Annotated in this window: 18 protein-coding genes; 4 read left to right on the plus strand and 14 right to left on the minus strand. The window is 73.0% G+C overall.

Features of this window, described 5'->3' with window-relative positions; translation table 11 throughout:
• Positions 1 to 59: 59 nt before the first annotated feature.
• Both OHQ87_RS12730 and OHQ87_RS12735 read right to left on the minus strand, forming a co-directional pair.
• Positions 60 to 1,322 (minus strand): PucR family transcriptional regulator, encoded by a 1,263-nt coding sequence (locus tag OHQ87_RS12730; protein WP_328348109.1) that lies wholly within the window; start codon positions 1,320 to 1,322, stop codon positions 60 to 62.
• Positions 1,319 to 2,788 (minus strand): aldehyde dehydrogenase family protein, encoded by a 1,470-nt coding sequence (locus OHQ87_RS12735; RefSeq protein ID WP_328348111.1) that lies wholly within the window; start codon positions 2,786 to 2,788, stop codon positions 1,319 to 1,321. Before OHQ87_RS12735 ends, OHQ87_RS12730 begins: the two co-directional genes overlap by 4 nt.
• A 72-nt stretch (positions 2,789 to 2,860) precedes the next feature.
• On the opposite strand from OHQ87_RS12735, the gene OHQ87_RS12740 reads away from it, so the two are divergent.
• Complete coding sequence (locus OHQ87_RS12740) at positions 2,861 to 3,943, plus strand: NAD(P)-dependent alcohol dehydrogenase (protein WP_328348113.1); 1,083 nt, start codon at positions 2,861 to 2,863, stop codon at positions 3,941 to 3,943.
• 137 nt (positions 3,944 to 4,080) lie between these two features.
• Positions 4,081 to 6,414 carry a cytochrome P450/oxidoreductase gene (locus tag OHQ87_RS12745; RefSeq protein WP_328348115.1) on the plus strand — a complete coding sequence of 778 codons (2,334 nt, stop codon included), beginning with the start codon at positions 4,081 to 4,083 and terminating at the stop codon, positions 6,412 to 6,414.
• Here the strand turns inward: OHQ87_RS12745 and OHQ87_RS12750 are convergent.
• The 12 genes from OHQ87_RS12750 to OHQ87_RS12805 all read right to left on the minus strand — a co-directional run bounded on the left by OHQ87_RS12750 (position 6,329) and on the right by OHQ87_RS12805 (position 19,744).
• Positions 6,329 to 7,663, minus strand: coding sequence for an RNA-guided endonuclease InsQ/TnpB family protein (locus OHQ87_RS12750; protein ID WP_328348829.1), 1,335 nt, complete (start codon positions 7,661 to 7,663; stop codon positions 6,329 to 6,331). The two genes, OHQ87_RS12745 and OHQ87_RS12750, sit on opposite strands and share 86 nt — an antisense overlap.
• Before the next feature lie 241 nt (positions 7,664 to 7,904).
• A complete protein-coding gene (locus OHQ87_RS12755) occupies positions 7,905 to 8,975 on the minus strand; it encodes a TauD/TfdA family dioxygenase (RefSeq protein ID WP_328348117.1) in 1,071 nt (356 codons plus the stop codon).
• A gap of 129 nt (positions 8,976 to 9,104) precedes the next feature.
• Complete coding sequence (locus OHQ87_RS12760; RefSeq protein WP_269458973.1) at positions 9,105 to 9,230, minus strand: hypothetical protein; 126 nt, start codon at positions 9,228 to 9,230, stop codon at positions 9,105 to 9,107.
• Positions 9,231 to 9,320: 90 nt separating this feature from the next.
• The gene (locus OHQ87_RS12765; protein ID WP_328348120.1) at positions 9,321 to 10,463 is read right to left on the minus strand and encodes an RNA polymerase sigma factor; all 1,143 of its coding nucleotides are present in this window, start codon (positions 10,461 to 10,463) and stop codon (positions 9,321 to 9,323) included.
• A gap of 4 nt (positions 10,464 to 10,467) precedes the next feature.
• On the minus strand, positions 10,468 to 10,875 hold the full coding sequence (locus tag OHQ87_RS12770) for a YciI family protein (protein WP_328348121.1): 408 nt from the start codon (positions 10,873 to 10,875) through the stop codon (positions 10,468 to 10,470).
• Positions 10,876 to 11,010: 135 nt separating this feature from the next.
• Positions 11,011 to 12,291 carry a sensor histidine kinase gene (locus OHQ87_RS12775; protein ID WP_328348123.1) on the minus strand — a complete coding sequence of 427 codons (1,281 nt, stop codon included), beginning with the start codon at positions 12,289 to 12,291 and terminating at the stop codon, positions 11,011 to 11,013.
• Entirely contained in the window at positions 12,291 to 12,938 is a 648-nt protein-coding gene (locus OHQ87_RS12780) for a response regulator transcription factor (protein ID WP_328348125.1), read from the minus strand. The genes OHQ87_RS12775 and OHQ87_RS12780 overlap by 1 nt, the downstream gene beginning before the upstream one ends.
• A 74-nt stretch (positions 12,939 to 13,012) precedes the next feature.
• Positions 13,013 to 14,278 carry a cation:proton antiporter gene (locus tag OHQ87_RS12785; protein ID WP_328348127.1) on the minus strand — a complete coding sequence of 422 codons (1,266 nt, stop codon included), beginning with the start codon at positions 14,276 to 14,278 and terminating at the stop codon, positions 13,013 to 13,015.
• Positions 14,275 to 15,615, minus strand: coding sequence for a cytochrome P450 (locus OHQ87_RS12790; protein ID WP_328348129.1), 1,341 nt, complete (start codon positions 15,613 to 15,615; stop codon positions 14,275 to 14,277). Before OHQ87_RS12790 ends, OHQ87_RS12785 begins: the two co-directional genes overlap by 4 nt.
• Positions 15,612 to 16,673 carry an alpha-hydroxy acid oxidase gene (locus OHQ87_RS12795; RefSeq protein WP_328348131.1) on the minus strand — a complete coding sequence of 354 codons (1,062 nt, stop codon included), beginning with the start codon at positions 16,671 to 16,673 and terminating at the stop codon, positions 15,612 to 15,614. The genes OHQ87_RS12790 and OHQ87_RS12795 overlap by 4 nt, the downstream gene beginning before the upstream one ends.
• Position 16,674: 1 nt before the next feature.
• The gene (locus OHQ87_RS12800; protein ID WP_442930762.1) at positions 16,675 to 18,237 is read right to left on the minus strand and encodes an FAD-dependent oxidoreductase; all 1,563 of its coding nucleotides are present in this window, start codon (positions 18,235 to 18,237) and stop codon (positions 16,675 to 16,677) included.
• Positions 18,227 to 19,744: an HAL/PAL/TAL family ammonia-lyase gene (locus OHQ87_RS12805; protein ID WP_328348134.1), complete on the minus strand. Its 1,518-nt coding sequence runs from the start codon at positions 19,742 to 19,744 to the stop codon at positions 18,227 to 18,229. Before OHQ87_RS12805 ends, OHQ87_RS12800 begins: the two co-directional genes overlap by 11 nt.
• Before the next feature lie 63 nt (positions 19,745 to 19,807).
• On the opposite strand from OHQ87_RS12805, the gene OHQ87_RS12810 reads away from it, so the two are divergent.
• The gene (locus OHQ87_RS12810) at positions 19,808 to 21,373 is read left to right on the plus strand and encodes an NAD(P)-binding domain-containing protein (RefSeq protein WP_328348136.1); all 1,566 of its coding nucleotides are present in this window, start codon (positions 19,808 to 19,810) and stop codon (positions 21,371 to 21,373) included.
• Complete coding sequence (locus tag OHQ87_RS12815; protein WP_328348137.1) at positions 21,363 to 22,955, plus strand: class I adenylate-forming enzyme family protein; 1,593 nt, start codon at positions 21,363 to 21,365, stop codon at positions 22,953 to 22,955. Before OHQ87_RS12810 ends, OHQ87_RS12815 begins: the two co-directional genes overlap by 11 nt.
• The last annotated feature ends 151 nt before the right edge of the window (positions 22,956 to 23,106 follow it).

Raw genomic sequence — 23,106 nt, forward strand, 5'->3', positions numbered from 1 at the left:
AGGCGGAACGGTTAACGAAGCTGGTCGTCCAGGCCGTTCACAGGCCACCCACCAGGGCATCAACCGGCCTCGGACGCGGCCAGCAACTCCCGCGCGGCAAGCGCCGTACGCAACACCGCGACCGTCTGCGGGTCGAGCGGGTCGACCCCCAGCAGCCGCTTGATCAGGCCGACCCGGTAGCCCACCGAGTTGCGGTGCAGATGCAGTCGTTCGCTGACCGCCTGCCGGCTGCCCCCGGTCGCCAACCAGCAGTCCAGGGTGCGCAGCAGGTCGTCGCGGTGGGCGATCGGCCCCAGGTGCCGGTGCACGTACCAGCGCAGCCGCTCGTCCGGCACGGCCAGCAGCACCTGCGCCAACCCGGCCTGGCCGAACGGCAGCTCGGGCCGCTCGTCCGACGAGCGCAGCAGCAGGCGCAGCAACCGGTCCGCGTCACGGAACGAGACCGCCGTCCGGGCCGGCCCGGTCACCAGCGACCCGGCGACCACCCGCACCTGACCGGCCCCCACGATCTGGTCCAACCGGACCCGCAACCGGGTCACCTCGCGCTCCACGTCACCGTGCAGCAGCGTCCAGGCCCGTCGCCCCTCGGCCAGCACCGGCCGGTCCAGCCAGCTCAGCGCGGACGCCCAGCGGCGCTGCTGCGCCCCCGTGTAGGCGATCCCGGCGACGGCGTGCGGCTGGTCCAACCGCCAGCCGTGCGCCGCGCCCGCCCGCAGCAGTTCGGCCTCGCCCCCGGTGGGTCCGGGTGACGACCCGGTGGGGTCGCCCAGGCCGTCGCGCAGGGCCCGCAGCACCGTCGCGGCGTCCCGGACGGCAGGCGGTGGCGACTCGTGCCGGACCGCCTCGATCAACAGTGCGGTGGTCGCGGCCCCCGCGAACGCCAACTGCCCCGCCGTGACCGGCTCGGCCAGCAGCAGCGCGCCGAGCCGGCGGGACCCCGTGCCCACCGCCACCGCCCGACCGGTCCACCCGTCGGCACAACGCACCGGGGTCGGCACGCCGCCCGGCACCCCCGCGCCGCCGGCCCGACCGCCCGGCACGGGTCGGCGGGCATCCTGGGCGACCAGGGCGCGGCGCACGTCGTCCGGGGCGGCGGCGCAACGAGGGCCGTCCGCGCCGTCGCTGGCGGCGAGCAGCTCCCCCGTCTCGGCCACCAGCCGGCAGGCCGCCCCGGTCCGCTCGGCCAGCGCGGCCAGCAGCTCCGGCCAGCCGGTGCCGGCGAAGGCGAGTTCGGTGAGCCACTGGGCGAACGCGGCCGGCGGCGGCCCGGCGGCGACGGCCAGCCGTGGTCGCGCCGCCGCCAGCTCACCCGGTCGGCTCACGCCGACGGTCGGTCGAGCAGCCGGACCGCGACGGCCTTCTCCTGGGTGTACTCGCGCAGCGCCGCGTAGCCGCCGCCCCGGCTGAAGCCGCTCTCCTTCTGCATGTTGAACGGAAAGCCGATCACTCCGGCGTCGTGGAACTGGTTGACCGCCACCTGCCCGGAGCGGGCGAGCCCGGCCACCCGCAGCGCCCGGGACACGTCGCTGGTCCAGATGCAGGCCAGCAACCCGAAGTCGGTGCCGTTCATCAGGGCCACCGCCTCGTCGACCCCCCGGAAGCCCTGCACCGCCAGCACCGGGCCGAAGACCTCCTCCCGGGCCAGCCGCATGTCCGAGGAGACCCCGTCGAAGACGGTCGGGGCGACGTACCAGCCGTCGTCGAACGCGGCGGTGGCCGGCTCGCCGCCGGTCACCAGCCGGGCCCCGGCGGACGGAGCCTCCGCCAGGAAGCCCCGGACCCGCTCGTACTGGGCCTGGTTGACAAGTGGCCCCATGTCCAGGTCCTGGTCCCAGGGGCCGGTCCGGATCGCCGCCATGCCGGCGGCGACCCGCTCCACGACCTGCGCCCGGATCGACTCCTCGACCAGCAGCCGGGAGCCGGCGTAGCAGTTCTGCCCGGCGTTCTCGGTGATCGAGGCGATGATCGCCGGGACCGCCACGTCCAGGTCGGCGTCGGCGAAGACCACGTTCGGGGACTTGCCACCCAACTCCAGCTTGACCGGCACCAGGTGCTGCGCGGCGGCCCGCATCACGGCCCGGCCGGTCACCGTCGAGCCGACGAAGCTGATGTGGTCGATGTCGGGGTGCCCGGTGAGCGCCACCCCCACCTCGGGGCCGAGCCCGGTGACCACGTTGAGCACGCCCGCCGGCAGGCCGGCCCGACGGGCCAGTTCGGCCAGCGCGAACGGCGACAGGGGCGCTACCTCGGACGGCTTCAGCACCACCGTGTTGCCGGCTGCCAGCGCCGGGGCGACGTTCGCGGCGGTGAGCACGGCCGGCACGTTCCACGGGATGATCACCGCACAGACCCCGTACGGCTCGGGCCGGGTGTAGCCGAAGTAGTCAGGCGTACGGGTGGGCAGGGTGACGCCGGTGAGCTTGTCCGCGGCCCCGGCGAAGTAGTCGACGATGCCCTGGGCGATGTACATGTTGAGCCGCGCGCCGGAACGGGGTTTGCCCACGTCACGGGCCTCGTGCTCAGCGAGCTGTTCGACGTGCGCGCCGATCAGGTCGGCCCAGCGGCGCAGGATCGCGCCGCGCTCGCTGGGCGAGGTGGCCGCCCAGCCGGGGGCGGCCCGCCGGGCGGCGGCGACGGCGTGGTCGACGTCGACCGCGCCGGCACGGGCCACCGACTGGATGGTCTCCCGGGTGGCGGGATCGAGCACCGGTAGCTCACCGCTGTCGGCGGCGGCGGTCCAGTCGCCGTCGATCAGCTGGCGGGCGGTGGGAATGTCCAGGTCAGCCATGTGCGAATCCTTGACCCTTCACGTTTCGCATGTCAAGATGCAATCTCGCTTTATGAGTCACTAGGAGGGCGCGTGCGGATCACAGCGGCGGTGCTGGAGAGCGCGGGAGGGCCGTTCACCCTCCAGCAGATCGACCTCGCCGACCCCGGGCCGGACGAGGTGCTGGTGCGGGTGCACAGCGTCGGGATCTGCGCCACCGACCTGGAGTTCGCCAACTTCTTCCCCACCCCGGCGGTCCTCGGCCACGAGGGCAGCGGGGTGGTCGAGCAGGTCGGCGCGCGGGTCACCGGCATTTCCCCGGGCGACCACGTCGCGATGAGCTTCACCTCCTGCGGCGACTGCCCGCTCTGCCGGGGCGGAAACCCCGCCTACTGCCGCCGGTTCGACGCGGTCAACTTCACCGGCCGGCGACCGGACGGCAGCTCGGCGCTGTCCCGCGACGGGGAGCAGGTGAACGGCCACTTCCTGGGCCAGTCGTCGTTCGCCAGTCACGTGGTAGCCCCGGCCCGCGCCGTGGTGCCGATCAGCAAGGAGATCGACCTGGGCGTGGTCGGCCCGTTCGGGTGCGGCTTCGGCACCGGCGCCGGCGCGGTGCTCAACGTGCTGCGCCCGGAGGTCGGTTCCTCGCTCGTCGTCTTCGGTGCCGGCGCGGTGGGCGTGGCGGCGATCCTGGCCGCGCGGGTGGCCGGTTGCGCAGTCGTCGCGGCGGTCGACGTCAACGCCGGCAAGCTCGACACTGCCCGACTGCTCGGCGCGACCCACGGGGTGCACTCCACCGACGGCGACCCGCGCGAACTGCTGACCGCGATCGCCCCGCACGGCTTCGACGTCGCTATCGACACCACCGGCCGGGAGGACGTGCTGCGGCTGGCCGTCGAGTCGCTCGGCCCGCTCGGCCGCTGCGGCGTGGTCGGGATCGGCCCGAGCGAGCAGATGAGCTTCGAGTGGCGCAGCGTGCTCAACGGCCGCAGCATCACCGGCATCATCGGCGGCAGCAGCCTGCCGCAGGTCTTCCTGCCCAAGCTGCTGGACCTGCACGCCGCCGGCAACTTCCCGGTGGACCGCCTGATCACCCGGTTCCCCTTCGCGCAGATCAACGAGGCGGTGGCGGCGATCCGGTCCGGCGAGGTCGGCAAGGCCGTACTGACCCTCTGACCGGGCTCCCCTCCTCCGGGCCGGCGGTCGCCTCCCGACGCCGATCCGGCCCGCCGATCCGGCCCGGCCGACCAACATCGACAGACCTGCATCTCATCGTGAAACATTGTCTCGCAATGTGAGCGACATTACCCTTGGTGGCAGACCCACACCCAGTGGCGCGGCTGGGCAACACCGCGCAGCGTCCCGCACCTGTGGAGCACGTCCCGATGACCGAACAGCAGCGCACCGCCCCGGCCACAGCGCAGACCGCGACCGAGGACCGGCCCGTCGCGCCCTTCGACCACCACTCGGCCGAGTGCAACACCGACCCGGTGGGCTACTACCGGGAGTTCCGGCAGACCTGCCCGGTGGGTCGTACCGACGCGCACGGCGGCTTCGTCTACACCACCCGGTACGCCGACGTGGTCCGGATCGCCCGCGACGACGACACGTTCTCCTCCGCGCGGACCACGGCCGGCGGCGACGGCACCGCCATCGTCATCCCCCGGGGACCCGGCCTGGAGCAGTACCCGATCGAGCTGGACCCGCCCGCCGCGACCGGCTACCGCGACCTGATCAACCCGCTGCTCACCCAGGACGCGGTGGCCGAGTTGGCTCCGATGGTCGCCCGGCACACCACCCGGGTGGTGGACGCCTTCATCGCCGAGGGGTCGGTGGACTTCGTCCGCGACCTGACCAACCCGCTGCCGGCCGCCGTCACCCTCGACTGGCTGGGCTTCCCCGAATCCGACTGGGCCAAGCTGGCCGGCCCGATCCACGACATCTTCGCCGCGCTGCCCGGCAGCGAGCGGGCCGTCCGGGGGGCCGCCGGCCTGGCCTACCTGGACCAGCGGATCCGGGAGCTGATCGTCGAGCGGCGGGCCGCGCCGACCGGCGACGCGGTGAGCTACCTGGCCGCCCAGCGCCGCGGAGACGGGGAACTGTTCGCCGCCGACGAGCTGGTCTCGGTCATCGGGCTGCTGATCGCCGGCGGGGTGGACACCACCACCTCGCTGACCGGTTCCACCCTGGTGCACCTGAGCCGCCACCCGGAGGACCGGCAGCGCCTGATCGACTCCCCCGACCTGCTGCTCACCGCCACCGACGAGTTCCTGCGGGTGTTCGCCCCGTCGCAGTCGATGGCGCGTACCGTCCGCACCGACACCGAGGTCGGCGGCTGCCCGGTCGCCGCCGGCGAGCGGGTGCTGATCCCCTGGGTCGCGGCGAACCACGACCCGGTGGTCTTCCCCGAACCCGAGCAGCTCCGGTTGGACCGCGACGCCGCCCGGCACCTGAGCTTCGGCATCGGCACCCACCGCTGCGCGGGCGCCCACCTGGCCCGGCTGATGTTCCGCGAGATGATCACGCAGGTGCTCACCCGGCTGCCCGACTTCCGGGTCGTGGAGGAGGGCCTCGTCGCCTACCCCACCCGGGGCAACCAGAGCGGCTGGGACGCCATCCCGGCCGTCTTCACTCCGGGTCCCCGTCGCGACGCCGACGCGGCGGGGACCCGGCCCGCCGCCAGCCTGACCGGCGACCGGGACCTGGTCATGGCAGCCACCACGACCGCCACCGACGAGGTGCTGGAGGTACGCCTGGCCGACCCGACCGGCGCGGAGCTGCCGCCCTGGGCACCCGGTGCGCACCTGGAGGTGCGGCTGCCGTCCGGGCGGGTCCGGCAGTACTCGCTCTGCGGCGACCCGGCCGACACCCGGCACTACCGGATCGCGGCCCTGCGCGAGCCGGCCGGCCGGGGTGGTTCGGTGGAGCTGCACGCGCTGGCCCGCGCGGGCGTCACCCTCTCGGTGCGCGGCCCACGCAACCACTTCCCACTCGTCGACGCCCCCGGCTACCTCTTCCTCGCTGGCGGCATCGGGATCACCCCGATCCTGGCGATGGCCCGCGAGGCCGACCGCCGGGGCGTGCCGTTCCGGCTGGTGTACGGCGGGCGTACCCGCGCCTCGATGGCCTTCGTCGACGAGGTGCTGGCGCTGGCCGGGGACCGGGCCACCCTGCTGCCGCAGGACGAGGCCGGCCTGCCCGACCTGCGGGCGCTGCTCGACGCCACCGGGCCGGACACCGCCGTCTACTGCTGCGGGCCGAGCGGCATGATCGACGCGCTGGAGCGGGTCTGCGCCGCGACGGACCGGTCGGGGCAGCTGCACGTCGAGCGGTTCACCGCCGGTGACGACCTGGAGGTCGCCTTCGACCCGGCGACGAACACCGAGTTCGAGGTCCACCTGGCGCGCACCGGGGCGACCCTGCGGGTGCCACGGGACCGCCGCATGATCGACGTGCTGCGCGAGGTGGTGCCGGGCCTGACGTACGACTGCGAGAAGGGCTACTGCGGCGCGTGCGAGACCCGGGTGCTGGCCGGCACGCCGGAACACCGCGACTCGCTGCTCACCGACGAGGAGCGCGCCGCCGGCCGCAGCATGATGATCTGTGTCGGCAGGTGCCGCTCGGAGCGGCTGGTGCTCGACCTTTGACATCCTCCTCGCCCTCAAGGACGAGGATTCCCTCCACGCTGCGTGTGGAACACGTGGCGTCCGGGTGGGTTACCGCTTCACTGCGCGGTGCCGGAACGAATCCCGGTCTTACCTGCGCTCCACGGTCGTTGAAGTCCGCCTGTCCGGCGGCCTTGACATTCTTCGCGGCGTTGACGTCCCGGTCGTGGTGACTGCCGCACGGGCAGTCCCACTCCCGGTCGTTCAGCGCCATCTTGTCGTTGATCCGTCCGCAGCCGGAGCACATCCGGGTGGACGGGAAGAACCGGTCCACCCGGCCAAAGGTACGCCCATACCGCTGCGCCTTGTACTCCAGCATGCCGGTGAAACCGGCCCAGCCCGCGTCGTGCACGGACTTGGCGAGCCGGGTCCGGCCGAGACCGACGACGCACAGGTCTTCGACGTACACCGCTTGGCTGTCGCGAATGATCGCCGTGGAGAGCTTGTGCTGCCAGTCCCGCCGGGTATCGGCCACCCGCGCGTGAGCGCGAGCGACCTGCACGACGGCTTTCTTGCGGCGGTTGCTGCCCTTGGTCTTGCGGGACAGGGCCTGCCGCAACCGCTTGAGCTTGCGCGCCGCGCGGCGCAGGAACTTCGGGGCGGTCACCTTCGTGCCGTCGGACATGACCGCGAAATGGGTCAAGCCCAGGTCGATACCGATCTCGGAGTCGACCGGCGGCAGGGTTTCGTCGTCGGTGGTGACGACGAACGAGGCGAAGTACCGCCCGGCTGCATCCTTGATCACGGTGACCGAGGTCGGTTCGGACGACAGGTTGCGTGACCAGCGGACCGTGAGGTCGCCGATCTTCGGCAACCGCAGGCGGCCGTTGTCGAGGACCTTGAACCGGGCGTTGCGGGTGAACCGGATCGCCTGCCGGTTGTCCTTACGGGACCGGAACCGAGGCGGGGCGACCTTGCGGCCCTGGCGTTTGCCGGACAGCGAGTTGAAGAAGTTGCGGTACGCGGTGTTCAGGTCCGCGAGGGCCTGCTGTAACACCACCGCCGACACTTCGCCCAGCCAGGCCCGTTCCTCGGTGGCCTTGGCCTGGGTGATAACCCGCTTCGACAGGTCGCCGTCGGAGATGCACTTCTCGCCTGCCTCCCGCGCCATCTGGCGCAGCCTGAGCCCGTCGTTGAAAACCACCCGCGCGCACCCGAACGCCCTGGCCAGCTCGATCTGCTGGCCGGGCGTCGGGTAGACGCGGAACTGGTAACGGAGCTGCACGATCATCACGGCCCGGCCCTCCCCTTGGGGCCGGCCCGTGCGGCTGTCCACCGACGAGCTATCCGGCCCTGGCCTCCCCAGGGCCGGGCTGCCCTCATGGCCGGGCTGCCCTCATGGCCGGGCCGGGCGTCGCGTGGCACGGCCGGCCGCAGCCGGACGGCCCGCCCCAGGCGGTGGACAGACACGGACGGCCCGCCGCGCCACGACACTGGGGCGCTGCGGGCCGTCCTGACGAGGGGCCGGTGGGTCAGTTGCCCCACTCGAAGTTGGGCTCGACCGCCTCGGCGATGCGGAACCGGCCACCCGGCGCGAGGACGGCGGCCTCCCGGTCGGTCACCACGTGCTTGCCGAAGCTGTCGACGAGCGGCCGGCCGACGTCGCGCTTGAGCCACAGGCGCAGCAGGTGCCGACGACGCTCCGGCTCCGGGAAGTCGACGTAACCGGTACGCGAGTGCAGGGCGGCGTAGTTCAGCAGCCACTGCACGTCGCCGGGCTGGAAGTCCATGTCCAGCGCCAGGCCGGCGGACTGGGACACCTCGTCGTAGAGGTGCAGCAACTCGATCTGCGCCTCGGTGAGCCGGGGCACCTCCGGGTAGTCCTGCGCCGAGAAGATCATCGAGCTACCGGCGTAGGTGCTGAACACCCCGTCGACGTAGCTGCAGATCGGCGAGGTGTAGGTCTTCGCCGGGGCCTCGTGGTCCTGCTTGTACCAGTCCCAGTGCCACGGCTCGAACAGCAGCGGCGCGAGGTCCGGCCGGCGGCGCAGGATCTCGTTGTAGATGGTGGTGCCGCTGACCAGGCTGCTCGCCCCGCCGGCCTTGGCCGCCCGCAGGCACATCAGCGCCACCACGTCGGAGCTGTCGGAGTGGAACGGCAGCCGGTCGCGGACCCGCGACGGCAGGGCCGACGGGTCGTCGAGGGTCTTGTTGGAGGTGGCGATGACGTGGTCGAGCACGTCGCCCATCTGGTTCTGCCCCATCGGCACGCCGAGGTGCAGCCCCATCAGGAAGAAGATGGCCCCGGCGAGGGTGTCGCCGTACTCCTCCGTGCGCAGACCCCGGACCAGGATGAACCCGCGTCCGGAGTCGAGCTGGCGGGCGCACTCCTCGTTGAGCACGGCGCAGGCCGGCAGCGGGTAGTCGGCGGCGGTCACCGTACGCAGGTCGGGGTCGTCGGCGACGAACCGGCGGCCGACGGTCTCCAGCTCGGCGCGCTCGGCGTCGCTGAGCTGGTAGACCCATTCGGTCGAGGTACGCAGCTCGTCGCCGCGCCAGGCGGACGGGCCGGAGATGGGGGCGAGATCGATTGCGGTGGTCATGATGGTGCGCTCCGAGGTTCGGTTCTGCGGATAAGGGTCGGTGTCCCGGCGGGGGCGAGGCCACTCACCGGGTGGAACAACGACGTGGGCGACCGCCGGGTCCCGATCGGGGGACGGCGGGCCGATCCATCAGAACGGGGTCTGCGGGTCCCCGGCGGCGGTCCCGGGGCGCATGCCCTCCCGCGGCGGGTGCACCCGCAGCGGCTCCTCGTAACCGCGCACCAGCAATCCAGGACCTTGCGGTACTCGGATCATGGCGTCTCCTGCGGCTGGCGATTGTCGTTCCAGGCTAACCAACCCCTGTCACGCCGTCAACAGAGACGGCATCTCGCAATCCGCATCGCCTCAGGCTCGGCGGGTGTTGAGGCGGCCGGCCTGGCGGAGCAGATGATCGCGTTCGGCGAGGTGGGCGGCCCGCCGGGCCGCCTCGGCGTACAGCCGGGCCGCCGTCGCCAGGTCACCGGCGCGCTCGTGCAGGTACGCCGCCACGGCGGTGTGGCGGGGCACCGCCGGGTCCACCGCCGCGAGGGCCGCCAGACCGGCACGCGCCCCGTCGGCCTCGCCGACCGCCACCGCGCGGTTGAGCCGGACCACCGGACTGTCGGTCAGCCGCAGCAGTTCGTCGTACCACTCGACGATCTGCACCCAGTCGGTCTCCTCGGCGGTGGGCGCGTCGGCGTGCAGCGCCGCGATCGCGGCCTGGGCCTGGAACTCGCCCAACCGGTCCCGGGCCAGGGCCGCCTGGAGAATCCGCACCCCCTCGGCGATCAGTGCGGTGTCCCACCGGGTGCGGTCCTGCGCCGCGAGCGGCACCAGGGCGCCGTCGGGCGCGGTCCGGGCGGCGCGTCGGGCGTGGTGCAACAGCATCAGGGCGAGCAGCCCGGCCACCTCGGGGTGGTCGATCGCCGCCGCGAGCTGCCGGGTGAGCCGGACCGCCTCGGCGGCGAGGTCGACGGCACCGGAGTAGCCCTCGTTGAAGACCAGGTACAGCACCCGCAGCACGGTGGCGACGTCCCCCGGCTGGTCGAACCGTACGCCGGACACGGTGCGCTTGGCCCGGCTGATCCGCTGCGCCATGGTCGCCTCCGGCACCAGGTACGCCTGGGCGATCTGGCGGGTGGTCAGCCCGCCCACGGCGCGCAGGGTCAACGCGACCGCCGACGACGGGGTCAACGCCGGGTGGGCGCACAGGAAGTAGAGCTGGAGCGTGTCGTCCAGCCCGGACGCGGGCCCGGGGACCGGTTCCTCGACGACGACGTCCTCCCGCCGACGGCGGGCGGCGTCCGCCCGGGTGGCGTCGAGGAACCGGTGCCAGGCGACCGTGACCAGCCAACCCTTCGGATCCCGGGGCGGATCGGCAGGCCAGACCCCGACCGCCTGCACCAGCGCGTCCTGCACGGCGTCCTCGGCCGCCGCGAAGTCGGCTCCCCGGCGGACCAGCACCCCGAGCACCTCCGGGGTGAGGCGGCGCAGCAGGTCGGCGTCCATCAGGTCACTCGGTGATGGTCGGCGGCTCGGTCAGGAACGGGCGCAGCTCCAGCCACTCGTGGATCGGCTTCCCGCCCGCCCCAGGGGCGGCCGACAGCTCCCCGGCCAGCTCGACGGCGCGCTGGTAGCTGTCGACGTCGATCACCATCCAGCCGGCGATGAGGTCCTTGGTCTCGGCGAAGGGGCCGTCGGTGACAGGTGGACGGCCCTCGCCGTCGTAGCGGACGAACGTCCCCTCGGGGGCGAGCGCCTGACCGTCGACGAACTCCCCGGTGCCCTCCAGCCGGGCCGCGAAGTCGTTCATGTACTGGATGTGCGCCGAGATCTCCTCGGGCGTCCACTGGTCCATCGGTACGTCGTTGACCGCGGCCGGAGCGCCCCGGTAGTGCTTGAGCAGCAGGTACTTCGCCATCGGTGTTCTCCTCGGTGCCGGTACGACAGCCATTCTGGCCGCGTTTCACCCCGGGGACGACGCCGGCTCCCCGTTCTCGACATCACGGGTGGGTTCTTTTTTCCGCCGGAGGTGCCGGCTGTGGTGACCGCCGGCTCACCGTTCGACCAGTTGCCGTACCCGCAGCCGTCGGATCGCCGAGACCCGCTCCGTGGCACGAGGTGGTCGGGTCGCGGGCAGCCGCACCGTGAACACCGCTCCCTGGTGCGGACGGCCCTCGGCCTCGATGGTGCCCCGGTGGCTCGTGACGACCTCCTGGAGCAGGGCCAGCCCCAGCCCGAAGCGGTGCTCCCCGGAGCCTCCGCCCCGGTGGAACCGGTCGAAGATGCGCCGGGCGTCCGCCTGGTCGAACCCGTCCCCGGTGTCCGCGACCACGAACTCGGCGTAGTCGCCGCCGGCCCGTAGCGACACGTCGATACGCCCCCCGGGGGGCGTATGGGCGAGCGCGTTGGCGAGCAGCTCACCGGCGACCCGACGTAACGCCGACTCGACCCCCGACACCGGCAGCGGGTCACCGGGCAGGTCCACGGTCAGGGTGATCTGGCGTTCGGCGGCCCGGTCCGCCTCGGCGGCGACCGCCGCCCCGACGAGCCCGGTGAGGTCGACCGGCGGGTACGTCCGGCGGTCGGCGGGGGCGGCGGCGAGCTGGGCGGAGAGCAGCAGGTCGTCCACGATCTCACCGAGTCGGCGGGTGCCGCCGATCAGTCGGTCCAGGTCCTCCAGGTGCACGGCGTTGCCACCGCTACGCGCCCGCCGGGCCATCAGCTGGGCGCGGATGTGCACCTGGGCGATCGGCGTACGCAGCTCGTGGCTGGCGTCGGCGATGAACCGGCGCTGCCGGGTCAGCGCCTCGGCGAGCGGCGCGACGGCCCGACGACCGACGAGCGCGCCGGTGAGCACGGCGACGAGCAGTCCGACCGCCGCGGCGAGGCTGAACGCCAGCAGCAGGTGCCGGCGGTCGGACAACTGGAAGCGCGCGTCGAACACGGCCTGGACGACCATCCCGTCGTCCCGGGACTCGGTGCGCACGTGGTAGGTCGTGCCGTTGCGGGTGACGGCGTCGATCTCGGTCCTCCCGGTGGCCGCCACCGCTGACAGCGCACCGGCCAGCGGGAAGCCGGGCGGGGGCGGGTTGACGCCGGTGTCCACCGTCTTTCCGTCGTACTGGAAGATCCAGCTGCATGCGGGCGGGCCGGCGATGACCGCGTGGCTGGTGCCCCAGGCCAGCTCGCGCTGGATCTGGGCCTCCTGGCTGCGGACCAGGACGGCGTAGGAGATGCCGCCGGCCGACAACAGCAGGCCCCCGATGGCCAACCCGACCAGCAGGCCGATCCGCAGCCGGGCCCGGCGGACCATCGCCTGCTCCACCAGCTCCATCAGAGCGCTCCGATCCGGTAGCCCAGCCCGTGCACGGTACGGATCACCGCCCGGCCGAGTTTGCGGCGGAGGTAGTAGACGTAGGTGTCCACCATCGATGCCGCCGCGGCCTCGTCGAAGACCCGACGGCGAAGCTCCGCCCGGGAGTGCACGAGGTTCGGTTGGGCCGCCAGCACCCGCAGCAGCTCGAACTCGCGGGCGGACAGCGCCACCCGGGTGCCGTCGGCCAGCACCGCGTCGCGGGGCGTCAGGTCGAGCAGTCCGGCGCCGATGCGCAGGACGTTGGCCGACTCGGCGGTGCGCCGGCACAACGCCCGGATCCGGGCCGTCAGTTCGTCCAGGTCGAAGGGTTTCATCAGATAGTCGTCGGCGCCCGCGTCCAGGCCGGCGATCCGGTCGCCCACCGTGCCGAGCGCGGTGAGCATCAGCGCGCGGGCCGGGATCTTCCGCGAGCGTAACCGGGTGACCAGGTCGAGCCCGTCGAGCGCCGGCAACATCCGGTCGATCACCATCACGTCGTAGGTGCGGGTCAGTCCGAGATGGAGACCACGTTGGCCGTCCGAGGCGTGGTCGACGACGAACCCGTCACCGACCAGTGTCTCGGTGAGCAGACCGGCCAGTTCCTCGTCGTCCTCGACCAACAGCAACCGGTTCGGTCCTCCCCCGCGCATGCGTCCACAATCGCACAGAGTGCGGCTAAATAGTGATAGCTATCTTTTTATCATTTCGCTACCGCGAGCACCGGGGGCCGGACGCCGGTGCCCCTGCGGGCCTCCCGTCGTTCGATCCAGCTCAGCAACGGCGTCGTCATCATCGTGGTGACCAGCGCCACCACCACCAGCACCGTGAACAACGACGAGTTCACGATGCCCGCCTCCAACCCGACGTTGAGCGCGATGAGCTGCATCAGACCCCGGGCGTTCATCAGCGCGCCCACCCGCAACGCGACGCCCTGCGACTCACCCCGGAACCGGGCCGCCGACCAGCAGGCCCCGAACTTGCCGACGATCGCCACGGTCACACAGGCCACCGCGAAGAGCAGCACCGGCGCGCTGCCCAGCAGCCCGAACTCCGTACGCAGCCCCGAATAGGTGAAGAACAACGGCAGGAAGACCGTCGCGGCGACCGGGGTGAGGGTGTCCACCACCCGGTCGGTGTTGTCGGTGCGCGGCATCACCACCCCGACCGCGAACGCGCCGAAGACCGCGTACAGGCCGATCTCGTCGGTGTACCAGGCGACCAGGAAGAGCAGGGCCACCGTGCCGAGCACCCGGGCGCCGTCGTTGAGGCGGGGACTGGTCATCAGCGCCGAGGTCACCCGCCGCCCGCAGAGCCAGAGCAGCAGCGCGAACAGGACCGCGCCACCGGCGGTGACGATCGCCGGCCCGGCCCGGCCGGAGGCGAAGGCCAGCACCACGGCCAGCATGATCCAGGCGACCATGTCGTCGAGCGCGCCGCTGGCCAGGGACAGGGTGCCGTGCCTGGTCCCGGCGTGCCCGCGTTCGGTGATGATCCGGGCCAGCATCGGAAAGGCGGTGATGGCCAGCGCCACCCCGACGAACGCGGCCGACACGCCGATCGACGTCCCGTCGGCCCGCATCGGCACCGCGTCCGCGGTCACCAGGACCAGCCCCACCCCCAGCACGAGCGGCGCGGTCACCCCGGCCAACGACACCAGCCCGGCGGTGCCGACGAGGCCGGTGACCCGGTGGGAGGTGAACGCGTACCCGGCCTGGAACATGAACAGCACCAGGCCGACCTGACCCACCACGTAGAGGACCGGGAGCAGGGCGGTCGGGAACAGGGCGTCCTTCACCTCCGGCAGGACGAGCCCGAGCAGCGACGGGCCGAGCAGCACGCCGGCGAGCATCTCGCTGACCACGGCGGGCTGACCCACCCGGCCGAGCAGCCAGGCCACCGCCTTGCAGAAGATCAGGATCACCGCGACCGCGATGAAGAACCGTGGTGCCAACTGTGTCGGGGTCACCGGACCGCCTCCTCGAAGTAGGTGGTGCACAACCGTTGCCGTCGGGCGTCGACGACCATCCAGGCGCCGAACACGAGTTGCCGGACACTGCGCCCCACGTCGGCCCAGCGGTCCCGCCACCGCATCGCGGCCAGCCGGAACCGTCCCGGGCCGGTCACCCCGGCCGGGGTCAGGTAGGCCGGGCCCCGGCTGGGCAGCGACCGGCTGTGCGCGACCGAGGACGCCAGGGCGTACCGGCGCAGCACCTCGCGGGTCGCGGCGCGCATCATCACCGGCGCGACCCCGCGCGCCGGGCAGGCCCGGTTCGCGGTGACGCCGTACGGGATGAAACGGGCGTCCCGGCGGCTGAGCGTGCGCCACCGGTCCGGGTCGAACCGTTCGTCGGCGGCCGACCCGCTGCGCTGGAACGCCAGGTAGTTGAAGAGCAGCACCGAGCCGGCAGGCAGGGTGACCCCGGTGGGCAGCACGATCGGCGCGGACGTGATCCGGTGGGCCACGCCGAAGAGCGGGTGCACCCGCAGCGTCTCGTCGATCACCCGGTCCAGCGCGTCGTCGTCGTCGAGGCCACGCTGGAGGTCCGGGCGGGTGGCCAGGGCCAGCAGCACGTGGGCCATCGCCTCGGACATCTGCACCACGGCGGTGGTGCCGAACGCCCCGTGCAGGTACCAGGCCGTCTCCTCGGTGGTGAACGGCGCCGGCAGCGTCACCGGGCAGGTGCCCGCCTCGACCCGCCCGCGCAGATACCTGGTCAGCGGGTCACGCCGGTCCAGGTGCCGCAGCCCGGTGCACTTCAGGGCGGCGGCCACGTCGGCGGCGTTGGCGACGATCAGCGCCCGGACCGACGGCGGGCAGACCTCGCCGAAGATCAGCTCGTGGAAGACCTCCGCCCACACCGGCATCATCAGGTCCCGCAGCCGGACGTGGTGGATCCGCCCGGCCGGCAGCTCGTCGAGCACCCGCCGGGTGGCCGCGGTGGCGAGCGCGTCGGCCCGCTGCGGGCGCAGGGCGAGCACCCGCCGGGTCACCCCGGCCACCGTCCGGTAGCGCTCCCCCGGCTCCAGGTGCTCCTGGTGCATGTGCGGCCCGGGTGAGAGCCAGTACCAGAACAGGTCGGAGAGGCCGGCACCCCGACTACGCCCGTCCGCCGCCGGGTCCGCGTAGACCCGTTCGAAGTGTTCGACGTCGACGAGCGGGCCCGGCACCGGGATGCCCTCCCCGCCGTTGACCTTGGCGAACACCCACTGGCGCAGCCGCACCACAGTCGCCGGCAGCCAGCGCGGCAGGGTCCAGCCCACCCCGAGCGCGACCAGCACGACCAGCCCGACCGGCCCGCTCATCCCGGGGCCCCGGTGCTGACCAGGTCGACGCCGAGGTCGCCCGGTCGGGCGGCACCGACAAGCGCCAACGCCCGGTCGAGGTCGGCACGCAGAAGTTCCAGCACGTGCCGCACCCCGACCGCGCCGCCCACCGCCAACCCCCAGAGCACCGGGCGGCCGACCAGCACGGCCGTCGCGCCGAGCGCCAGCGCGACCACCACGTCGACGCCCCGCCGCAGGCCACCGTCGACAAGCACCGGCACCCGTCCGCCGACGGCCGCCACGACGGCCGGCAACGCGTCCAGGGTGGCCAGCGCCCCGTCGAGCTGCCGGCCGCCGTGGTTGGAGACCAGCACCCCGTCCACCCCGTGGTCGACGGCCAGTCGGGCGTCGTCCGGGTGCAGCACCCCCTTGAGCAGGATGGGCAGCGAGGTGAGCCCGCGCAGCACGGAGATCAGCTCCCAGCCCGTCCCGTCGTTCATCTCGACGTCCCGGACCCGGCCGTTCGCGTCGCGCATGTTCTCGCAGACCAGGCCGGGCGGCAGGTCGACGAAGCCGTGCCGCAGGTCGCGCTCGCGCCGACCGAACACGGGCGAGTCGACAGTGACGACCAGGGCCCGGCAGCCGGCGGCCACCGCCCGCCGGACCACGGTGCTGGTGAACGCCAGGTCCGCGTGCGGATAGAGCTGGAACCACAGCGGCCCGCCGGCCGCCGCGATCTCCTCGACCGGCCGGGTGGCCGCCATGCTCACCACCATGACCGTGCCGGCGTCGGCGGCGGCCCGCGCGGTGGCCACCTCGCCGTCCGGGTGGGCCAGCCGGTGGAACGCGGTCGGCGCGACCAGCACCGGCATCGAGACCGCATCACCGAACAGCGAGATCCGCAGGTCGCGTGCGCCGGTGCCGCGCAGCACCCGGGGCCGCAGCCAGCGCCGGGCGAAGGCCGCCTCGTTGGCCCGCAGGGTACGTTCGTCGCCCGCCCCGCCCGCGAAGAAGTCCCAGTGCACCGGGTCGAGGCGACGCCGGGCGGCGGCGGCCACGTCGGCCAGGTTGAGCCCCACCTCGTCGGCGGCCGGCACGTCAGTCCCCGACACTGCTCAGGCAGCGGTCGACGAAGGCGGCCAACGGCGTCACGTGCACCTCCGGCCGGTCCCACCGGTTCTCCAGGTTCTCGGCAAGGTGGTGGGTGGCGACCACCTGCCCCGCCCGGTGGTGGCGCACCACCGGATGCAGGTACGCGGCGTCGTGCGCCTGACCGACGACGTCCTGCGCCACCCGGCGGACGGTGACGTCGAACGGGTCCACCTGGTCGTGCTCCGGGCCGTACTCCAGGGTGACCACGAAGGCGTCGGAATGGTCGTGGTCGGCCGTCCGCAGGCCGGTCTGGGCGAAGTACTCCACCGGCACCTCCTCGTGGTAGCGGGCGTCGGAACCGGCCACGGTGACCACGTCGGCGAGGACACCGAACTGCTGCCACAGGGCGGAGGTGCGGTTGACCCGGGCGATGACGGCGTCGGCGATCGACGCGCCGCTGGCGTCCAGCTTCTCCGCCGGCCACGGCGTGTCCCCGTACCGGCGTTCGAGGATCCGGTGCAGGGCCCGTACGCCGTAGCGGAAGCCGTGGATGAACCCGTTGGTCGAGCGCTTGAAGTCCCGCTCCTGGGTGATGGTGCCGGCGAAGAACAGGTCGGGCACGTTGACCGACTCCCACTGCGCGGTCTGCGCCGGGAAACGGTCCCGGATCGCCAGCTCCGGCCGGCAGGAGTCGTCGAAGATCGACGCGTCGAAGGCGAAGCCGGTGCAGACGAGCACCCGGTCGTAGCGCAGTTCCTTGGTCACCTCGTCGGCGCGGGAGAACGCGAACGTCACCGTGTAGCCGTCGTCGTCGCGGGTGATCCGCCGGACGTGGCCGTCCAGGATCGCGTTCGCCGACTTCAACTGGTAGGTGTCAAGGAAGTTGTTGTTCACCGCGCGCAGGTGCCCGACGTAGTGGGTGCGCCAGGCCATCCGCACCGAACTCGGCCCGGCGAGGTGGATCAGGGTGGTGGTCTCCATCAGGCTGTCCGCGGTCTCGAAGGCGGAGTTGCCCTTGCCGATGATCAGCACCTTCTGGTCGAGGTAGTCGCGCGGGTCGACGGGCATGTCCGCGTACCGCTCGGCCAGTTCCAGGCCCGGGATGTCCGGCAGGTAGGGCCGGGACACGCCGGTGGCGACGACCACCCGCCGGGCCCGGAAGGTCTCCCCCGCCCGCACCTCGAAGACCCCGTCCACCTTGGACACCGAGGTCACCCGGGTGCCGTAGCGCACCTTCACCCCGGTCTTCGCGGCGAAGTCGGCCAGGTAGCGGACCATCTGGTCGGCATCCGGGAAGTACCGCTCGGTGTACGTGGTGAACCGCAGCGCCGGGTCGTCGGTGAGCAGCGAGTTCCAGTCCAGCCGCAGGTTCTCCTCCGGGTCGTCGGAGCCGGTGTGCGGCTTGTTGATGGAGATGAGCTGCCGGTGCCGGGGATAGGTGGCGAAGAACGCGCCGGGGATGTCAGCGCCCTCCAGCACCAGATAGTCGCGCCGGCCGTCGGCCTCCAGCAGCGCGGCCAGTTGCAGGCCGGCGGGTCCGGCTCCGATGATCAGGTAGTCAAGCGTCACGACGGCCATCCAGGGTGAGAGAGGTCAGCGAGAGTCCGAGTTCGTCCACGACGTCGGCGGCCCGCCGCACGTCGCCGTCCAACGGCCGGTCCGGGTCGACCGGGGGGATCGCCGCGACCAGCGCCGCCAGCGCCTCGCCGCAGCCCGGCGCGGTCGGCGTCCGCGCCCCCACGTACGCGGCCTGCCGCAGCCCCAGCGCCAGCGACCCGACGATCAGCCGGAGCAGCCCGGCCTGGTCCCATACCCGCAGGGCGGCCTGGGTGCCGAGCGGGATGACGTCCTGGTTGTGCAGGTTGGTCGGCAGGCTCTGCATGCTCGCCGGCACGGCGTCCCGGCGGATCTCGGCGATCAGCGCGGTCGAGGCCAACTGCACCCCCTGGAGCCCGTGCTGCTGCCCCGGGCCGGCGGCCAGCATCGGCGGCAGGCCACCGTTGCGGTGCGGGTCGACGAGCAGGTCGAGTTGCCGTTCGGCGAGGTTTCCCACCTGCGCCACCACCATCGACAGCAGGTCGGCGGCGAACGCGGCCGGCTGCCCGAAGAAGTTGCCGCCGTGCACCACCAGATCGTCGTCGGGGAAGAACAGCGGGTTGTCACTGACGCTGCCCAGGTCGGCGGTGACCACGGAATCGACGTGCCGCAACGCGTCCTCGGCCGCACCGAGCAGTTGCGGCGCGCACCGGATGCTGTACGGCTCCTGCAACGGGCGCTCGCCGGACGGGACCAGCCCGGCACCGACCCGCCGCATGGACGCGCCCACGTCGATCGCGCCCGGATGGCCGTACGCCCGCAGCAGCCGGGCGTCGAGGAACTGCGGATCAGCCCCGAGCAGGTCGGCCAGCAGGCAGGTGAGCACCTGCACCGCCCGGTGCGCGGCGCGGACGGCGGACAACGCCAGCGCGGTCGCCGCAGTGGTCAGCGAGGTGCCGTTGACCAGGGCCAGGGCGTCCCGACCGTCCAACGGCAGCGGTTGCAGGCCCGCCTTCTCCAACGCCTCGGCCGCCGGTAGGCGTACCCCGTCGAGGTAGGCGTGGCCGCGACCGCGCAGCGCCTGGGCCGCCGCGCCCAGCGGGATCAGGTCACCGCTGGCGCCCACCGAACCCAGCCTCGGCACCGCGGGCACGAAGGTGGTGCCGAGCATCGCCGCCAACGCGTCGACCACGTGCGGCGACACCCCCGACGCGCCCCGGGCCAGCGACCACGCCCGCACCAGCACCGTCGCCCGGACGATCTCGGGGGCGAGGTCCGGACCCTGGCCGGCACCGAGGTGGGCGAGGGTGTTGTCGGCCTGGTCGCGCAGGTCGGCCCGGCCCGCGTACCCGACCAGGGCACCGAAACCGGTGGTGCTGCCGTACACCGCGCGGTCCTCGCCGAGCACCTCGGACAGGAACCGGCGGGTGGTGGTGACCCGGTCGCGGACCGCCGACCCGACCACCACCCGGACCGGATCGCGGGCGGCGCTCAGGTCGGCGATCCGCAGCGGGGCTGCGAGATCGATCTCTGTCGTCATGCGACCGGACCCTAGAGACGAAATCTCAGAACGCTCTGAAATCAGGCCGATACGGTGCGCCGCATGACGCTCGACTACCTGATCATCGGAGCCGGGCCGGCGGGGCTCCAGCTCGCCGCCCTGTTGGAGCGCGACGGACGCGACCACCTGGTGCTGGAGGCCGGACCGACGCCGGGGACGTTCTTCGCCACCTATCCGCGGCACCGGAAACTGATCTCCATCAACAAGGTCTGGACCGGTTCCGACGATCCGGAGTTCAACCTGCGCTCCGACTGGAACTCGCTGCTCACCGACGACCCCGCGCTGCGGTTCGGCAACTTCAGCCGGCGCTACTTCCCGGACGCGGCCGACCTGGTGCGCTACCTCGCCGCCTTCGCCGAGGGCCTGCGGATCCGCTACGACACCCGGGTCACCCGGATCGCCCGCGACGGCGGACTGTTCACAGTCGAGACCGACACCGACACCCTGACCGCCCGCCGGGTCGTCGTCGCCACCGGCGTCTCCCAGCTGTACGTCCCGCCGATCGACGGCGTCGACCTCGCCGAGCGGTACGACACCGTCAGCGTGGACCCGGACGACTTCACCAACCAGCGGGTCCTCGTCATCGGCAAGGGCAACTCGGCCTTCGAGACCGCCGACGCCCTGGTCGAGACCGCCGCGGTGATCCACGTCGCCGGCCCGCACTCGATCCGGCTGGCCTGGCAGACCCACTACGTCGGGCACCTGCGTGCGGTGAACAACAACTTCCTCGACACCTACCAGCTCAAGTCGCAGAACGCGGTGCTCGACGGCACCGTCGAGCGGATCGCCCGACGTGACGACGGCGGCTACCGGGTCGACTTCCGGTACGCCCGGACCCGCGAGTCGATCCGGCAGCTCGACTACGACCGGGTCATCCTCTGCACCGGCTTCCGGTTCGACGCGAGCATCTTCGACCCGTCGGCCCGGCCCCGGCTGGTCATCGACGACCGCTTCCCCGAGCAGACCTCCGGCTTCGAGTCGGTGAACGTGCCCGGCCTGTACTTCGCCGGCACCCTCACCCAGCAACGCGACTTCAAGCGCTCGACGAACGGCTTCATCCACGGCTTCCGGTACGGCGTACGCGCCCTGCACCGGATGCTCGCCGCCCGGCACCACGGCACCCCGTGGCCGTCCACCACGCTGGACGGCACCCCGGAGGCGATCACCGACGCGATCATCTCCCGGATCAACCGGACCTCGGCGCTGTGGCAGCAGTTCGGCGTCCTCGGCGACGTCGTGGTCATCTCCGACGGCACCGCGCGCTACCACGAGGAGGTGCCGGTCGCCCACCTGCGCGACGGTGGCCTCGGCCCCGAACCGTTCGCCCTGGTGACCACCCTGGAGTACGGCCCGGACCACGACCAGGTCGACCCGTTCGACGTCACGATCCCCCGGATCGCCGAGAACGACGCCGAACGCGCCCACGACGCCAGCTACCTGCACCCCGTCGTCCGGGTGCACCGGGGCGGCCGGGTCGTCGCCACGCACCACCTGGCGGAGAACCTGGAGAACAACTGGGACATCCCCGGCGTACACCAGCAACCCCTCGCGCAGTTCCTCAAGGGTGTGCTGACCGATGCCGGGGACGTGCCGTCCGATGCCGGCTGAGCCCGACCCGGCCGGGCTGCTCTCGGCGGAGCACGACCCGGCCGGGCTGCTGCCGGCTGAGTCCGGCCCGGTCGTCCCGAAGTCGGCGGGGGACGGCCGGGCCGGTCGCCGCGCGGCGACCGGCGAGCCGGCCGGCGGGACCGCCACCGGTGGTGAGGTCTGGCCGCAGCCCGTGCTGCGGCTGCTCGCCACCGGTGGCGACCGGCCGGTGTTCGAGGACGGCGACCGGATCGTCGACGCGACCGAGATGTCGGGGCTGGTGCGGCGCGTCGCCGCCGGGCTGCGCGCCGCCGGCATCGGGCCGGGTACCGGGGTGGCGCTGCGGCTCGGGGTCACCTCGGAGGCCTTCGCCGCCGTCGTCGCGGCGTTCGCCGTGGGCGCCCGGGTGTCCGGGCTCCGGCCCGAGCTGACCCCGACGCACCACGACCGGATGCCCGGCGGCGGCGACGCGTTGCTCGTCGACGACGCCCGGCTCGCCACGCTGGCGCGGACCCCCGACGACGGCACCCCGCTTGTCGCCGCCGGCCGGCCCGCCGACATCGCGAGGATCACCTGGACCAGCGGCAGCACCGGCAGTCCCAAGGGCTGCGCCCAGACGTACGCGGCGATGAGCGCGGCCTGGGCGCCGTACCCGGACCGGTGGCCGCCGGCGATCGCCGAACTCGCCCCCCGGCTGGGGCGCTACCTCGTCTTCGGCTCGCTGAGCAGCCAGGTGATGCTGGAGTACGGCATCCTCACCCTCGCCGCGGGCGGCACCCTGGTCGCCGCCCGCCCGCCGGGCTTCCCCGGCATGGTCACCCGGCACCGGGCCACGGCGAGTGTGATCACCGTCGGCAAGCTGCACCAACTCGTCCGCGACCAGCGCACCGACCCGGTCGACCTGGGCAGCCTGCGCGCCCTCGTCGTCTCCGGCTCCCCGCTCACCGCGTCCCGGCTCGCCGAGGCGCTCGACGTGCTCGGCCCGGTGGTCTTCCACGGCTACGGCCAGACCGAGACCGGCATGATCGCGATGGTGACCCCGGGCGAGCTGCTGGCCGACCCGGGCAGGCTCGCCTCGGTCGGCCGGGCACCCGCCGTGGTCGACCTGTCGATCCGGGACGCGGACGGCCGCCCCGCCACCGAGGGTGAACTCTTCGTCCGGACCCCGGCGCAGGCCACCGCCTACTGGGCGGACCCGGTCGAGACCGCCGACGTGTTCACCGACGGCTGGGTGCGCACCCGCGACCTGGCCCGGCTGGACGCCGACGGCTACCTGCACCTGGCCGGTCGGGTCCGGGACGTCGTCATCGTCAACGCCAACCTGGTGTACGCCGGCCCGATCGAACGGGTCCTCGCCGCCGACCCCTCGGTCGCCGAGGCGTACGTGGTCGGCCGCCCCGACGACGTCACCGGCGAGGCGGTGCACGCGTACGTGGTGCCGGCCGCCGGCCACTCGCCGGATGCCGGACGGTTACGCGCCCGGGTCGTGGCGGCCCTGGGGGAGGCCGCGGCCCCGAGGACCGTCGAAGAGATCACGGGGGTCCCCGTCGGGCCGAGCGGCAAACCCGACAAACATGCCCTGGGCGCGGTGGGCCGCTCCTGAGTCGTCGGACAGCACACGCGGACGTCGCGATGGTGTGCTGGCGCTGGTGGGTGCCGTGCCGGCCGGCTTCGCCGTGCGGTCCGAGATCGACCGGGACGCCTTGGCGGTCGCCACCGGGCGGCGGTACAGCCCCGTCCACGCGTCGGGTCCG

The organism is Micromonospora sp. NBC_00421 (genome assembly GCF_036017915.1).
GTDB lineage: Bacteria > Actinomycetota > Actinomycetes > Mycobacteriales > Micromonosporaceae > Micromonospora.

Excerpts from the sequence above, each read along its gene's own strand:
- OHQ87_RS12815 (WP_328348137.1), top strand. The coding sequence starts at position 21,363 with ATGCCGGCTGAGCCCGACCCGGCCGGGCTGCTCTCGGCGGAGCACGAC.
- OHQ87_RS12790 (WP_328348129.1), bottom strand. The coding sequence starts at position 15,615 with ATGAGCGGGCCGGTCGGGCTGGTCGTGCTGGTCGCGCTCGGGGTGGGC.
- OHQ87_RS12810 (WP_328348136.1), top strand. The coding sequence starts at position 19,808 with ATGACGCTCGACTACCTGATCATCGGAGCCGGGCCGGCGGGGCTCCAG.
- OHQ87_RS12805 (WP_328348134.1), bottom strand. The coding sequence starts at position 19,744 with ATGACGACAGAGATCGATCTCGCAGCCCCGCTGCGGATCGCCGACCTG.
- OHQ87_RS12755 (WP_328348117.1), bottom strand. The coding sequence starts at position 8,975 with ATGACCACCGCAATCGATCTCGCCCCCATCTCCGGCCCGTCCGCCTGG.
- OHQ87_RS12760 (WP_269458973.1), bottom strand. The coding sequence starts at position 9,230 with ATGATCCGAGTACCGCAAGGTCCTGGATTGCTGGTGCGCGGTTACGAG.
- OHQ87_RS12750 (WP_328348829.1), bottom strand. The coding sequence starts at position 7,663 with ATGATCGTGCAGCTCCGTTACCAGTTCCGCGTCTACCCGACGCCCGGC.
- OHQ87_RS12765 (WP_328348120.1), bottom strand. The coding sequence starts at position 10,463 with ATGGACGCCGACCTGCTGCGCCGCCTCACCCCGGAGGTGCTCGGGGTG.
- OHQ87_RS12775 (WP_328348123.1), bottom strand. The coding sequence starts at position 12,291 with ATGGAGCTGGTGGAGCAGGCGATGGTCCGCCGGGCCCGGCTGCGGATC.
- OHQ87_RS12770 (WP_328348121.1), bottom strand. The coding sequence starts at position 10,875 with ATGGCGAAGTACCTGCTGCTCAAGCACTACCGGGGCGCTCCGGCCGCG.
- OHQ87_RS12735 (WP_328348111.1), bottom strand. The coding sequence starts at position 2,788 with ATGGCTGACCTGGACATTCCCACCGCCCGCCAGCTGATCGACGGCGAC.